This window comes from Erythrobacter sp. A6_0, from assembly GCF_017744235.1.
Classification (GTDB): Bacteria; Pseudomonadota; Alphaproteobacteria; order Sphingomonadales; family Sphingomonadaceae; genus Qipengyuania.
Window position 1 is genome coordinate 472,475 of the sequence record NZ_JAGHQR010000001.1, and the last position, 13,269, is coordinate 485,743.

Here is a 13,269-nt window from a genome sequence, read left to right on the forward strand (position 1 = left end):
TATTCCGGCTATGAGGATCGCCCAATGAAAATCGCGATGCTGGCACGCAACGCCAATCTGTATTCGCACAAACGGTTGAAGCAGGCGGCTGAGGAGCGCGGGCATTCGCTCGACATTCTCAACACGACGCGCTGCACCGTCCATATCGCCAGCCATCGGCCGGAAGTGTACTATAATGGCGAACCTTGCATCGGCTACGACGCGGTGATCCCGCGCATCGGCGCCTCGATCACCAATTACGGCCTCGCCATCCTGCGCCAGTTCGAAATGCGCGGCTGTTGGCCTTTGAACGAAAGCGTCGCGATCGGCCGCAGCCGGGACAAATTGCGCTCGATGCAGATCCTCGCCAAGCACGGGCTCGGCCTGCCGCTCACGGCCTATGCCAACGATCCCAAGCAGGCCGAAGAGATCATCAAGGCGGTGAAGGGCCCGCCGGTGGTCATCAAGCTCCTCGAAGGGACGCAGGGCATCGGGGTCGTTCTTGCCGAAACGATGTCGAGCGCGAAGTCCGTGATCGAGGCGTTTCGCGGCGCCAACGTCAACATCCTGGTGCAGGAATTCATCAAGGAAGCGGGCGGCACGGATATCCGCGCGCTGGTGGTCGGCGGCAAAGTGGTCGCCACCATGAAGCGCACCGGCGCGGCGGACGATTTTCGGTCAAATTTGCATCGCGGCGGCAGCGCCGAACTGATCAAGATCACGCCCGCCGAACGCTCCACCGCCGTAAGCGCTGCCAAGCGCATGGGGCTGAATGTCTGCGGCGTGGACATGCTGCGCAGCAATCACGGCCCGGTGATTATGGAAGTCAATTCCTCGCCCGGCCTCGAAGGCATCGAGAACGCGACCGGCAAGGACATTGCGGGCATGATCATCGATTTCATGGCCTCGAAGGCCAAAGAGGGTAAGACCAAGACGAAGGGGACGGGTTGAGCCGCCAACCTACCTGAACGGCGGCTCGTTGAAGGCGCGCAGCTTGCGGCTGTGCAGCCTTGGGCCTTCTTCCCGCAGCATGTGGCATGCGCTGATGCCGATCTGGAGGTGGGCGGCGATCGCCTGTTCGTAGAAGCGGTTGGCCTGGCCGGGCAGCTTGATCTCGCCGTGCAAAGGCTTGTCCGAGACGCAGAGCAGCGTCCCGTAGGGCACGCGGAAGCGGTATCCCTGGCCTGCGATCGTGGCGCTTTCCATATCGACGCCGACCGCGCGGGACAGCGACATGCGCCGCGCCGAGCTGGTGAAGCGCAATTCCCAATTGCGATCGTCCGTCGTGACGACGGTGCCGGTGCGCATGCGGTGCTTGAGGTCGCTGCCATGTTCGCCCGAAACCTGCTCCGCCGCGCCGGCAAGCGCCTGCTGGACCTCGGCGATGGCGGGCAGGGGAATTTCGGGCGGCAGGACCGGATCGAGCACATGATCGTCGCGCAGATAGGCGTGGGCGAGCACATAATCGCCGATCTTCTGGCTGGGGCGCAGGCCGCCGCAATGGCCGATCATCAGCCACGCTTCAGGCCGCAACACGGCGAGGTGATCGCAGATCGTCTTGGCGTTGCTCGGGCCGACACCGATATTGACCAGCGTGATCCCGCTGCGGTTCTCGCCGACCAGGTGATAAGCGGGCATCTGATGGCGGCGCCAGGCCGTGTCCGAGAGCTGCTCACGCGCATTCTCGGTTTTTTCGATCAGCAGCATGCCGCCCGCACCCGCCAGCGCGGAACAGCCATTGCTGCCGAGCTGCTCGCCCGCCCAGTCGACGAATTCATCGACATAGCGGTGATAGTTGGTGAACAGGATGAAGCGCTGGAAATGCTCTGGATCGGTGCCGGTATAATGCGCCAGGCGCGCGAGGCTGAAATCGGTGCGCAGACCGTCGAACAGCGAAAGCGGAATCGGATCGTCGGGATTGTCCAGCTCGATCCCGTCGGCCAGCTCGTCACCGATATCGGCAAGGTCGGTGGACGGAAAATGGCGCGCGATTTCGTTGGGATCGACGCCTGCGAGCTCCGCGCCCGCCGCACCGTCGAGCACGTAGGGGAAAGGGATTTCCTGGCGCGAGGAGCCGACCTCGACCTCGATTTCATAATTGCTCGAGATGAGCGTGAGCTGTTCGGCGAGGTAATCGCGGAACAGGGCCGGGCGGGTGACGGTCGTGGTGTAGAGACCCGCGGCATTGAGGCGTCCGAAGGCGCGGCGGCGGCCTTCAGGCTGTTCGCCACCGCGATAGCGCAGGCGCAGCTCGGGATAGGTGTAGGATCCGTCGGAGCGGCGTTCCGGGGCCGGGATCGTCCGATCGCGACCGAAGGCGATCACATCCGCGCGCAACCGCGCTACGGCGGCATCGTAGACGCTTTCCAGCTTATCGAGAATGGTGTCGATCGAATCCATCGTGGCGTCCTCCGGCCTTTTCCTATCGGTTTCGTGACAGGCCCTGTCACGCATGGGCGCATCGCTATGCGCCGTTTACGAAAAGGGCGCGACAAGCCTAAGCCGTCGCGCCCCTTTCTGTAGCAGTTCCGCCGGAGCGGAAGGCGGATTACTCGCCGTCCTGCTCGATCGGATTGCCGTCCATATCGACCGGGGTCGGCTCGTCGAGCATGTCCGCGGGGATTTCGCCCGGCTCGAGGTTGGGATCGATGCGGTTGGCATCGGCCATTTCCTCGATCTCGCGCTGTTCGTCTTCGAACATCTGCGCAAGAACGTCCACGCCCTGGCTCTGCAACTCGGCTTCGTCGTCAGAACGGGCGACATTGGCCTTCACGGTGACGTGCACTTCGGGGTGGAGAGCGACGGTCACGTCGTGCATGCCGATCGACTTGATCGGGCTGCCCATGATGACCTGCTTCTTGTCGATCTCGTGGCCCTTTTCGGTGAGGCCGGCGATGATGTCGCGAACGTTGACCGAACCGTAAAGCTGGCCGGCATTCGACGAGGCGCGGATCAGAACGATCTCGGTCCCGTCGACCTTTTCGCCCTGCTTTTCGGCTTCGCCGCGGCGTTCCGCGTTTTCCTTTTCGAGGCGCTCGCGATTGGCTTCGAACACCTTCTTGTTCGAATCGTTGGCGCGCAGGGCCTTCTTCTGCGGCAGCAGGAAGTTGCGGGCGTACCCGTCCTTCACGGTGACGACGTCACCGATATTGCCAAGATTGCCGATGCGTTCGAGGAGAATGATATCCATGGTGTCAGTCTCCTCAGCGCACGATGTACGGCAAAAGGCCGATATGGCGGGCGCGCTTGATCGCCTTGGCGAGTTCGCGCTGCTTCTTCGCGCTCACGGCGGTGATGCGGCTGGGCACGATCTTGCCACGCTCGGACATGAAGCCCTGCAGCAGGCGCACGTCCTTGTAGTCGATCGTCGGAGCGTTCTTGCCCGAGAACGGGCAGGTCTTGCGGCGGCGGAAAAACGGGCGGGCCATCAATTGTCTCCCCGGTCGGAGCGCTCACGGCGCTTCTTGCTGTCGCGCTCGTTCTTGCGCATCATGGCGGACGGGCCTTCCTCGTGCTCGTCGACGCGGATCGTCATGTAACGGATGACGTCTTCGTTGATGCGCGTCTGGCGCTCCAGCTCGGCGACCACGGAACCCGGGCCTTCGATGTTGAGCAGCACGAAATGCGCCTTGCGGTTGCGGTCGATCTTGTAGGCGAGGTTCTTGAGGCCCCAGGTCTCCGTCTTGGTGACCTTGCCTTCGTTGTTCTCGACGATCTCGGTGGCGGTGGCGGCCAGTTGATCGACCTGAGACTGGCTCAGATCCTGGCGCGCCAAGAATACATGCTCGTACAGAGCCATGCCTTGGTCCTTTCAGTTCATGCCGATCGCTGGCTGGTCCGTCCGGATGACGGGGCCCCTCCGGCCTTCTTCGTATCCCGCAAGGGCGATGCCGCTCGGGAAGCCGCGCACATAGCGCGATCGGCGCGATTTGCAACACAAGATCGGACTTGTCGCGAGCGAACCGTGCGGGCAGGGCGGTGGCCTGTTCATCTCGGAGTACGGATATGCCCGGCGGCCTGGTTGCCCTTCTCGACGATATCTCGGTGATCGCACGCACGGCGGCGGCCTCGGTGGACGATATCGGCATCGCCGCCAGCCGCGCGGGATCGAAGGCGGCAGGCGTCGTGATCGACGATGCGGCAGTGACGCCGGGATACGTCACCGGACTGAAGCCGGCGCGCGAGCTTCCGATCATCTGGAAGATCACCAAGGGCAGTTTGAAGAACAAGCTGCTGATTCTGTTGCCAGGCGCCTTGCTGCTGAGCTGGCTGCTGCCCCAGGCGATCGTTTTCGTGCTGATGGCGGGCGGCTGCTACCTCTCGTTCGAAGGCGCGGAAAAGGTGATGGAAAAGCTGGGTGGGGAAAAGCACGGCAAGACTCTGGAAGACGAGATCGAGGATCCGGTCGCCTTTGAAAAGGCACGCACCAGCGGGGCCATCCGCACCGACTTGATCCTGTCTGCCGAAATCATGGCGATCACGCTGAACGAGGTGGCGGCGGAAACGCTGCTGACCCGTGCGGGCGTGCTGGCGGCTGTCGGGATCGCGATCACCTTCGTGGTGTACGGGGCGGTGGCGCTGATCGTGAAGATGGACGATGTCGGCCTGTATCTGGCGGAAAAGAGCAGCTCTGTGGCGCAGGCCACAGGGCGGTTCCTGTTGAAGGCGATGCCTTGGCTGTTGAAGGCGTTGTCGCTGATCGGCACGGTGGCGATGCTGTGGGTCGGCGGCGGGATCATCCTGCACGGCCTGCACGAGCTTGGTCTCTACGGCCCGTCGGATGTGGCGCACTCTCTAGAACATGCGGTGGAAGTCGCCACGGGCGGGCTTGGCGGCTTGCTCGGCTGGGCGACCTATGCAGCGATTTCGGCTTTGGTCGGATTGGTCGTAGGGTTCGTGATCGCTCAGATCGTCCATCGCCTTCCGGCCATGGGTGGCCGTTCCGCGCATTGATCTCTGGCGCAAGACATTGCGCCGACGATCGGCCTGTTTGGGCGAGCCCGCAAATTCGGTTTTTGCGTAAAAACGTTTTTCTGTTACCGTAAAGGCCCGGTCAACGACAAGCGGCGGTCGCCCGCTCCACCGGTTCCATGGTGGGGGAAATGATGGGGTTGCTACGCATTCTCGTTGCGGCGCTGGTTGCGTGGGGTCTTTCAGCCTCTGCGCCGGCGCGCGCATACACGCTGGATCTCAAACCCATGACATGCGCCGGCGAGGCCGGAAGCATGGAAGAAGCCTTCGCCCTTACGCGGGAACAGCTTTCCTGCGCGCCCGATCGCTTCGACGTGCGCGGGCCTTTCGTACGCTCTTCGACGCAGCTGAAGACTCCGCTCGATTCCGGTCTTGCGTGGCAGACCAACGCGGCGAATTTTCGATCGATGCTGGTGCGCTTCACCTATGCCGACGGTCGGTCCCGCCTGGTCGATGTCGATCCGCAGATGACGGCTCGCAACTGGTTTCCGGGCAACCGGTTCTCCGTCCCCGTGCCTTCGTCGCAGGCAGATCTGGTGGCGATCGATGCGGTGGTGGAAAGACCTTTTACTCGAAGCGTTGCGGGCGCGGCGCGGCTGACTTCCCTCGCCGATAGTGAGCGTGAGCTTTACAGCCGCTCGCTCGCTTACATGTTCATGTTCGGCCTGCTGATCCTGCCGCTGCTATACGATGGGCTGTTCTACCGCGTCCTGCGGCAGGGCTTCGTCCTGTGGCATTTTCTGATGGTGGCGACGACATCCCTGTTCATGCTGTTTTCGTCGGGGCTGGTGAACGAAATTCTGCCGGACATCCCTCTCGACCTGCGATGGCGGCTGACGAGCCTTTTCCAGGCGCTGTCTGCGGGATGCGGCGCGATGGTAATCGCCGGCCTGATCGAGAAGCGTTTCCTGCCACCCCGCCTCACCATGGCGATGATGGTCTCGGCTCTGCTGCCGTTGATTGTGAAGTTCATCGCCACCTTCGGTGGGGAATTGACGCGCATTACGATCAACAATTGGTTCGTCTTCAGTTTCGCTCCGGTCGTGATCCTCATATCGATCGTCGTCGCTGTCGCGCTGTCGCGAGGGAGCCGGGGGGCGCGTTGGGCGCTGGCGGCCATGTCGGGCCTGATGCTGGTGGTCGCATGGCGGACCGTCGTCGCCTTCAGCGGGTCGTCTTTGCCGTTTCCGATAAACGACATGGTGTTTGCCGGCTTCGTCCTTCTGTCGCTGGTCACGGCGATCGCCGTTGGCGATCGCTTCACAGGGCTGAAACACGAACACGACGAAGCCCAGATGCGCGCGATCAGGATGGGTCAGATGGCGAACACCGATGGGCTGACCGGGCTCGCCAATCGCCGGGCGTTCGACATGGTCCGCACGCTGAAGACAGGTCAGGGTCTGCTGGTCGCCGATATCGACCACTTCAAACAGGTCAACGATCGCGAGGGCCATCAGGTGGGCGATGCAGTGCTGTGCAACGTCGCGGGGCTTTTGAAGGGCCATTTGCCCGCGATGGATGGTCGGGAAGATGACGGTTCGCCGGGCTGCGTCTATCGCCTTGGGGGCGAGGAATTTGCGGCCATCGTCGAGGTCATGGAAGATCACCAGCTGATCGCGCTTGCCGATCGCCTGCGCGAGATCGTGGGTCGAAGCGGAGTCGAAGAGGGGACGGCAGGTCTGCCGCAGGTCACGATCAGTCTAGGCGTCGTGCTTGGCCGTGGGCAGATGATGCACGAGGCTTTCGGGGCCGCGGACCGGGCCCTTTATCGTGCCAAGCGCGAAGGGCGCAATTGCGTACGCATCGGCGATGCGGACGATTGCAACGCCGACGCAAGGGTGTCGCAGGGTTCGACGAACTTCGGACGGGCTGGGGCGTAATCGGGTTCAGAATCGGGCGAACAGGTCGCGCGCGAATTGCGACAGAGTGTCGTCGCGCGCGCCCATGATCACGATCCGGTCGCCGGGGCGCGCCACGCTGGCCAGTCGATCGCCCACGGCCTTGCGATTGGGGATGTATTCGGCATGGCCACCGGCATCCTCGATCAGGCGAACGATCCGCTCGCTCCCCTCGCTGCGATCGGTGGTGCCGCCGAAATAGACCGGATCGCATAGTATCGTACGATCGCCCTCCGTAAGCTCCGCCGCGAAAACCTGCGCCAGTTCGGCGCCCATCTGGCGCAAAGGGCCGTAGCCGTGCGGCTGGAAGAAGGCGAGGATGCGTCCTTCGTGCGCACGCAGCGTGCGCAGGGTCGCCGCGCACTTTTCGGGATTGTGGCCGAAATCGTCGATCACAGTGATGCCGCTGGCCGACACGCCGACCAGCTCGAAACGGCGCGAAAGCCCGTCGAAACCGGCCAGCGCCTCGACGGCGGCGGCCACGGGAATGCCCGCTGCCGCAGCGCCTGCGATGGCGGCGAGAGCATTCGACAGATTATGGCGGCCGGGCAGATTCAGGCGTAGCGGGTGCTCGCTCCCATCATGGCGATCGACGACCAACGCGGCCTGCCGCATTGGCCCCTCGGCCACGCTGCCCGGCACGATCCCGATCTGCGCCTTTAGCTGATCCACGCCGAAAGTGATGACTTCCTCCGCGCGCGGGAGATGTGCAAGCGCTTCCGCGTCATCGGCATTCACCACTGCGATGCGGCTGCGCGACAGGTAATCGCCGAACAATTGCCGCAATTCTTCCAAGCTTTTGTGATCGAGGCTGACATTCAGAAGGATCCCGACGGCGGGACGGTAGAGCGCGATCGATCCGTCGCTTTCGTCCACCTCGCTGACATAGAGGCTCTGACCGCCGGCGACGGCGCTCGCGAACGGACGCTCCGCATTGGCGAAATTCTTCATCACCGCGCCGTTCATGATGGTCGGTTCGCGGCCCAGATGATGCATGATCCAGCCGAGCATCCCGGTGACGGTGGATTTCCCGCTCGTCCCCGCCACGGCAAGTCCGGCGCCGCTGGTGTTGAACAGGATCGAATTGAGCTCGGCGCGGGTCAGGCGCAGGCATCCCAGATCCTCGGCACGCGCGATATCGGGCACGCTGGCTTCCACTGCGGCGGAAGCGACCACGATCTGATCCTGCGAGACGATGCCGCTGCCGTCCTGGGGGTGGAGAGTGACGCCCTGGGCTTCCAGCGCCGTGAACTTTTCCGGCGTGCGGCCCTGATCGAGACTGCGGTCCGAGCCTTCGACCCGCGCGCCTCTTCCGCGCAGGATCTGGGCCAGCGGCAGCATGCCGGATCCCCCAACGCCGACGAAAAAGAACGGGCGGGCCAGGAGGTCTTCGGGAGATGGAAATTCGCTCATGACAGCCCGCGCTATGGCGTTGTGCCGGGCATTACAAGCGCGCTAGGACAGATGGGATGAAAGGGACTACCAAACGGATCGCCATCTGCGCCCCGGCTGCGCCGCTGCATCGCGAGCTGGCGGACCGTGTCGAAGCGCTGGCGAAAGCGGAATTTCCGGGCGTTGAGCTGCGCTTCCACAGCCAATGTTTTCTTGAGGACGGCCACTTCGCCGGATCGGACGCGGTCCGATTGGAGGCGCTGATCGACTGCGCGAACGATCCGGACGCAGACGCGGTCTGGTTCGCCAAGGGGGGATACGGTTCCAATCGCATCGCAGGTGCGGCGCTCGAACGCATGGACGCGGCTGCCCAAAAGAAGAGCTATCTCGGCTATTCCGACTGCGGAACCCTGCTGGGGGCGCTGTATCGGGCGGGCATCGGGAAACCGGTCCACGCGCCGATGGCGATCGACATCAAGCGCCAGGACGGGACGGACGCAGTGCGGCGCTCGCTCGCCTGGCTGGTGGGGGACCGATCGGGGATCGAGCCCAGTATCGAGCCGAATGGCACGCCGGTCGTCGCTTTCAATCTCATGACTCTCGCCATGTTGGTGGGAACGGAGTTCATGCCCGATCTGACCGGCCATGTTGTGATGATCGAAGAGGTGGCGGAGCATCTCTATGCGATCGATCGGCTGATGTTCCATGTCACCCAGCACTGTCGCACTATCGCAGGCATCCGCCTCGGCGCGGTCACGCATGTGCCCGAGAACGATCGCCCGTTCGGAGCCGATGCGCAAACCATCGTGCGCGACTGGTGCGGGCGAGCGGGCATCGCTTATCTGGGACGCGCCGAAATCGGCCATACGAGCGCCAACCGCGTTGTGCCCTTCGGGGTTGTGGAAGCGGTTCCGCCCGCATAAGCGCGCTGACTCCTAGAGGAGACACGCGATGAAAGCCTTAATCTTCCCCGGTCAGGGGAGCCAGAAGATCGGCATGGGCGCCGACCTCGCCGAAGCCAGCGCGATCGCGCGCGAGGTCTTCGAGGAAGTGGACGAGGCGCTTTCGCAGAAACTGAGCGAGCTGATGCGCGACGGGCCGGAAAGCGAGCTGACGCTGACCGCCAACGCGCAGCCCGCGATCATGGCCAATGCCATCGCCACCCAGCGCGTGCTGGCGAAGGAATTCGGCATAGAGCTGGCGAACCACGCCGCCTGCGTCGCGGGCCATTCGCTAGGCGAATACACCGCGTTATGTGCGGCGGGCGCTTTCAGCCTCACCGACACGGCCAAGCTGCTGCGCCTGCGCGGGATCGCCATGCAGGATGCCGTGCCGATCGGTGAAGGCGCGATGGCTGCGCTGCTGGGTGCCGATATCGACAAGGCCACTGCGCTGGCGGAAGCTGCTGCCCAAGGGCAGGTCTGCGAAGTCGCCAACGATAACGATCCGGGCCAGGTGGTTCTTTCCGGCCACGCCGAAGCGATCCAGCGCGCCATCGACATGGCGAAGGAGCACGGCATCAAGCGCGGCGTGCGCCTGCCGGTCAGCGCGCCGTTCCATTGCTCGCTGATGCAGCCAGCGGCGCTGCGCATGAAGAACGCGCTCGAACGCACGCCTCCAGGCGATCTCGCCGTGCCGATCTTCGCCAATGTCACTGCCGCCAAGGTCACCGATCTGGCGGAGGAGCGGGAGCTCCTGGTCCAGCAGATCACCGGGCGCGTCCGCTGGCGCGAAAGCGTCCTCGCGATGCGCGCGGACGGGGTGGAGAAATTCGTCGAAATCGGCGGCAAGGTCCTGTCCCCCATGGTCACCCGCACGGATGGCGACGCCGAGACGGTAAGCCTGGTCACGATGGAGGATCTGGAATCCTTCGCGAAGGAGAATGGATGATGTTCAGCCTCGAAGGTAAGACCGCGCTCGTCACCGGTGCCAGCGGAGGCATCGGCTCCTCCATCGCTTATGCGCTTGCAAAACAGGGCGCGCGGCTGGCGCTGTCCGGCTCCAACGGAGACAAATTGCGCGCCTTTCGCGAGCAGTTGATTGCGGACGTTGGCGGCGATCATGTCGAGATCACCTGCGACCTGTCCAACGCCGAGCAGGTCGAGGAATTGATCCCCGCCACGATCGAGACGCTCGGCACAATGGACATCCTCGTCAACAATGCGGGCATCACGCGCGACAATCTCGCCATGCGGATGAAGGACGAAGAGTGGGATCAGGTGATCCGCATCAATCTGGAGGCGAGCTTCCGCCTGATGCGCGCCGCCGCCCGCCCGATGATGAAGGCGCGCGGTGGCCGCATCGTGTCGATCACCAGCGTCGTCGGCCATACGGGCAATCCCGGCCAGATGAACTACGTCGCTGCCAAGGCCGGGCTGACCGGCATGACCAAGAGCCTGGCGCAGGAGCTTGCGAGCCGGAACATCACCGTCAATTGCGTCGCCCCCGGCTTCATCCGCACCGCGATGACCGATGCGCTGGACGATAAGCAGAAGGATGCGATCAACGGCCGCATCCCGATGGCCCGCATGGGCGAGGGCGAGGAAGTCGCTGCTGCAGTGACCTATCTCGCCAGCGACGAGGCAGCCTATGTCACCGGACAGACGCTGCATGTGAATGGCGGGATGGCGATGATGGGATGATGGGGATCCTCCCCCATGGCGGGGAGGATCGCCGTTTATCCCCAAGGGAATCCCCAGCATTCGGGCTATCCGCTTGCTCCACATGCGCGCCCCGCTAAGGTCGCCATCCGTATTCCGGTGCTGGTGGGGCGATTCCGGCCTGCCGCGCGACCCTTGATCTGAGCGGGATGAAAGTAGGACCATGAAGGCCACCATCGAACGCGCGACGCTGCTGCGCTGCCTATCCCACGTGCAATCCGTGGTGGAGCGGCGCAACACCATTCCGATCCTCTCCAACGTCCTGATCGAAGCGAGCGAGGGCGGAACGGTGAAAGTGACCGCCACCGATCTCGACCTTCAGGTGGTAGAGCATATGAGCGCAGCCAGCGTGGAAAGCGCAGGCGCAGTGACGGTTTCGGCGCACCTTCTGTTCGATATCGCGCGCAAGTTGCCCGATGGCAGCCAGGTGAGCCTGGAAACCGCCGAAAACCGGATGGACGTGAAGGCCGGGCGCAGCCGCTTCAAGCTGCCCACCCTGCCGCGCGACGACTTTCCGGTGATCGTCGAAGGCGATCTGCCGACGAGCTTCGAACTGCCGTCCAAGACGCTGGCCGAACTGATCGACCGCACGCGCTTCGCGATCTCGACCGAAGAGACGCGCTATTATCTGAACGGTATTTTCCTGCACGTGTCGGACGAGGACCAGCCAGTCCTCAAGGCCGCGGCGACAGACGGGCACAGGCTGGCGCGCTTCACGCTGCCGCGTCCAGACGGGGCGGAAGGGATGCCCGACGTGATCGTGCCGCGCAAGGCGGTGGCGGAGCTGCGCAAGCTGCTGGAAGAAAAGGGGGAAGGCGCGGTCCAGATCGACCTTTCGGCCAGCAAGATTCGCTTCACGTTGGGTGGTGAGGGCGGCGTCGTGCTCACCAGCAAGCTGATCGACGGAACGTTCCCGGATTACAGCCGGGTTATCCCGACGGCAAACGACAAGCTCCTCAGGCTCGATCCGCGCAGCTTCTTCGAAGGCGTGGACCGCGTGGCGACCATCGCCACCGAGAAGACCCGTGCGGTCAAGATGGGGCTCGACAAGGATCGCGTGACGCTGACCGTGACCAGCCCGGACAACGGCACCGCCGCCGAAGAACTGCCCGCCGAATACAGCGCCGACGGATTCGAAATCGGCTTCAACGCGGGTTATCTGAAGGACATTCTCGGCCAGATAGACAGCGATACGGTGGAACTGCATCTGGCCGATGCGGGCGCGCCCACGCTGATCCGCAAGGACGACAAGAGCCCTGCGCTCTACGTCCTGATGCCGATGCGGGTGTGACGGATGCGCGGCTCGGAATGAGCCGCGTGATCCGCTAAATCTCGACCGCAATTTTACCGAAATGATCGCCGCTTTCCTGATGGCGGAAGGCGTCGGCGAGATTTTCTAGTGCGAAGCTGTCGCTGATCTGCGGCTTGATCCCGTTGGCTTCGATCGCGGCGACGAGGTCGAGCTGGTGCTGGCGACTGCCGACGGTCAGGCCTTGGAGGCGCTGGTTTTTGCCCATCAGCATGGCGGTCTGCACTTCGCCCGCACGGCCGGTCAGGACGCCGATCAGAGCGATATGGCCACCTAAGCGCGTCGCCTGGATCGAGCGATTGAGCGTGCCGGGGCCACCCACCTCCACCGTGCAATCGACACCGCGCCCATCGGTCATGTCCAGGACGCGCTTGCCCCATTCCTCGCACGATTTGTAATTGATCGTTTCGTCCGCACCCATAGCGCGCACGCGTTCGAGCTTGGCGTCGGACGAGCTTGTCGCGATGACACGCGCGCCGGCGGCCTTCGCCAGTTGCAGTGCAAAGATGGACACGCCGCCAGTCCCCTGCACCAGAACGGTGTCGCCCGGTTTGATGTCGTCATCCACGAACAGCGCGCGCCATGCGGTCACACCCGCGCAGGTGAGCGTCGCTGCTTCCGAATGCGAAAGGCCCTTGGGCTGGCGCGTGAAGGCGTGGGCGGGCATCGTCACCGCCTCGCGCGCATAGCCGTCGATACCATCGCCCGGTACACGGGTGAACGCGCCGGGCGCCGTGGCGCCGTTCAGCCAATAGGGGAAAAAGGTGCTTACCACCGCGTCCCCCACCGCAAAGTCCTCGACTTCGTCGCCCACCGCGACGACTTCGCCGGCGCCATCCGACATCGGGATCCGGCCTTCGTCGGCCTCGATCATGCCCTTGACCACGGCGTAATCGTGAAAGTTCAGTGAACTGGCCTTCAACCGGACCGTGATCTCGCCCGGCCCGGGCGTGGGCGCGTCGGGGATATCCGTCCAGGCCAGTGTTTCAAGCGATGAGGGCTTCGCCCCGGTACGGATGGCTTTCAAATCTATTCTCCGTCGAATGATGGATCACAGCGG

Annotated in this window: 13 protein-coding genes; 7 read left to right on the forward strand and 6 right to left on the reverse strand. The window is 63.7% G+C overall.

Annotation, left to right across the window (positions count from 1 at the left end):
* Positions 1-24: 24 nt before the first annotated feature.
* A complete protein-coding gene (rimK, locus tag J7347_RS02430; RefSeq protein ID WP_067679003.1) occupies positions 25-930 on the forward strand; it encodes a 30S ribosomal protein S6--L-glutamate ligase in 906 nt (301 codons plus the stop codon).
* 9 nt (positions 931-939) lie between these two features.
* On the opposite strand, the gene J7347_RS02435 is transcribed toward rimK, so the two are convergent.
* The 4 genes from J7347_RS02435 to rpsF form a co-directional block, all read right to left on the reverse strand.
* Entirely contained in the window at positions 940-2,433 is a 1,494-nt protein-coding gene (locus J7347_RS02435; protein ID WP_209160690.1) for an AMP nucleosidase, read from the reverse strand.
* Between the two features lie 94 nt (positions 2,434-2,527).
* Positions 2,528-3,169, reverse strand: a complete 642-nt coding sequence (rplI, locus tag J7347_RS02440) for a 50S ribosomal protein L9 (protein WP_067678997.1) — start codon at positions 3,167-3,169, stop codon at positions 2,528-2,530.
* A 13-nt stretch (positions 3,170-3,182) separates the two neighbouring features.
* Positions 3,183-3,407, reverse strand: coding sequence for a 30S ribosomal protein S18 (gene rpsR / locus J7347_RS02445; protein ID WP_067678994.1), 225 nt, complete (start codon positions 3,405-3,407; stop codon positions 3,183-3,185).
* On the reverse strand, positions 3,407-3,778 hold the full coding sequence (gene rpsF, locus J7347_RS02450) for a 30S ribosomal protein S6 (RefSeq protein WP_067678990.1): 372 nt from the start codon (positions 3,776-3,778) through the stop codon (positions 3,407-3,409). Before rpsF ends, rpsR begins: the two co-directional genes overlap by 1 nt.
* A 206-nt stretch (positions 3,779-3,984) precedes the next feature.
* Here rpsF and J7347_RS02455 point away from each other — a divergent pair, with 206 nt between their 5' ends.
* Positions 3,985-4,932 (forward strand): DUF808 domain-containing protein, encoded by a 948-nt coding sequence (locus J7347_RS02455; protein WP_209160691.1) that lies wholly within the window; start codon positions 3,985-3,987, stop codon positions 4,930-4,932.
* 245 nt (positions 4,933-5,177) lie between these two features.
* Positions 5,178-6,830, forward strand: a complete 1,653-nt coding sequence (locus J7347_RS02460; RefSeq protein ID WP_209160692.1) for a diguanylate cyclase — start codon at positions 5,178-5,180, stop codon at positions 6,828-6,830.
* A 6-nt stretch (positions 6,831-6,836) separates the two neighbouring features.
* Here J7347_RS02460 and J7347_RS02465 read toward each other — a convergent pair whose 3' ends face one another.
* Positions 6,837-8,261 carry a Mur ligase family protein gene (locus J7347_RS02465; RefSeq protein ID WP_209160693.1) on the reverse strand — a complete coding sequence of 475 codons (1,425 nt, stop codon included), beginning with the start codon at positions 8,259-8,261 and terminating at the stop codon, positions 6,837-6,839.
* Positions 8,262-8,317: 56 nt separating this feature from the next.
* Here J7347_RS02465 and J7347_RS02470 point away from each other — a divergent pair, with 56 nt between their 5' ends.
* The 4 genes from J7347_RS02470 to dnaN all read left to right on the forward strand — a co-directional run bounded on the left by J7347_RS02470 (position 8,318) and on the right by dnaN (position 12,191).
* Positions 8,318-9,163 carry an LD-carboxypeptidase gene (locus tag J7347_RS02470; RefSeq protein ID WP_209160694.1) on the forward strand — a complete coding sequence of 282 codons (846 nt, stop codon included), beginning with the start codon at positions 8,318-8,320 and terminating at the stop codon, positions 9,161-9,163.
* 28 nt (positions 9,164-9,191) lie between these two features.
* Entirely contained in the window at positions 9,192-10,130 is a 939-nt protein-coding gene (fabD, locus tag J7347_RS02475; protein ID WP_209160695.1) for an ACP S-malonyltransferase, read from the forward strand.
* Positions 10,130-10,882: a 3-oxoacyl-[acyl-carrier-protein] reductase gene (fabG, locus tag J7347_RS02480; protein ID WP_067679068.1), complete on the forward strand. Its 753-nt coding sequence runs from the start codon at positions 10,130-10,132 to the stop codon at positions 10,880-10,882. The genes fabD and fabG overlap by 1 nt, the downstream gene beginning before the upstream one ends.
* Before the next feature lie 181 nt (positions 10,883-11,063).
* Positions 11,064-12,191 carry a DNA polymerase III subunit beta gene (gene dnaN, locus J7347_RS02485; RefSeq protein WP_209160696.1) on the forward strand — a complete coding sequence of 376 codons (1,128 nt, stop codon included), beginning with the start codon at positions 11,064-11,066 and terminating at the stop codon, positions 12,189-12,191.
* A 34-nt stretch (positions 12,192-12,225) separates the two neighbouring features.
* On the opposite strand, the gene J7347_RS02490 is transcribed toward dnaN, so the two are convergent.
* Complete coding sequence (locus tag J7347_RS02490; protein ID WP_209160697.1) at positions 12,226-13,236, reverse strand: NAD(P)-dependent alcohol dehydrogenase; 1,011 nt, start codon at positions 13,234-13,236, stop codon at positions 12,226-12,228.
* Between the last annotated feature and the right edge of the window lie 33 nt (positions 13,237-13,269).

Excerpts from the sequence above, each read along its gene's own strand:
- rpsR (WP_067678994.1), bottom strand. The coding sequence starts at position 3,407 with ATGGCCCGCCCGTTTTTCCGCCGCCGCAAGACCTGCCCGTTCTCGGGC.
- J7347_RS02465 (WP_209160693.1), bottom strand. The coding sequence starts at position 8,261 with ATGAGCGAATTTCCATCTCCCGAAGACCTCCTGGCCCGCCCGTTCTTT.
- J7347_RS02460 (WP_209160692.1), top strand. The coding sequence starts at position 5,178 with ATGACATGCGCCGGCGAGGCCGGAAGCATGGAAGAAGCCTTCGCCCTT.
- rpsF (WP_067678990.1), bottom strand. The coding sequence starts at position 3,778 with ATGGCTCTGTACGAGCATGTATTCTTGGCGCGCCAGGATCTGAGCCAG.
- fabD (WP_209160695.1), top strand. The coding sequence starts at position 9,192 with ATGAAAGCCTTAATCTTCCCCGGTCAGGGGAGCCAGAAGATCGGCATG.
- dnaN (WP_209160696.1), top strand. The coding sequence starts at position 11,064 with ATGAAGGCCACCATCGAACGCGCGACGCTGCTGCGCTGCCTATCCCAC.
- J7347_RS02470 (WP_209160694.1), top strand. The coding sequence starts at position 8,318 with ATGAAAGGGACTACCAAACGGATCGCCATCTGCGCCCCGGCTGCGCCG.
- J7347_RS02435 (WP_209160690.1), bottom strand. The coding sequence starts at position 2,433 with ATGCGTGACAGGGCCTGTCACGAAACCGATAGGAAAAGGCCGGAGGAC.
- fabG (WP_067679068.1), top strand. The coding sequence starts at position 10,130 with ATGTTCAGCCTCGAAGGTAAGACCGCGCTCGTCACCGGTGCCAGCGGA.
- J7347_RS02455 (WP_209160691.1), top strand. The coding sequence starts at position 3,985 with ATGCCCGGCGGCCTGGTTGCCCTTCTCGACGATATCTCGGTGATCGCA.
- rplI (WP_067678997.1), bottom strand. The coding sequence starts at position 3,169 with ATGGATATCATTCTCCTCGAACGCATCGGCAATCTTGGCAATATCGGT.
- rimK (WP_067679003.1), top strand. The coding sequence starts at position 25 with ATGAAAATCGCGATGCTGGCACGCAACGCCAATCTGTATTCGCACAAA.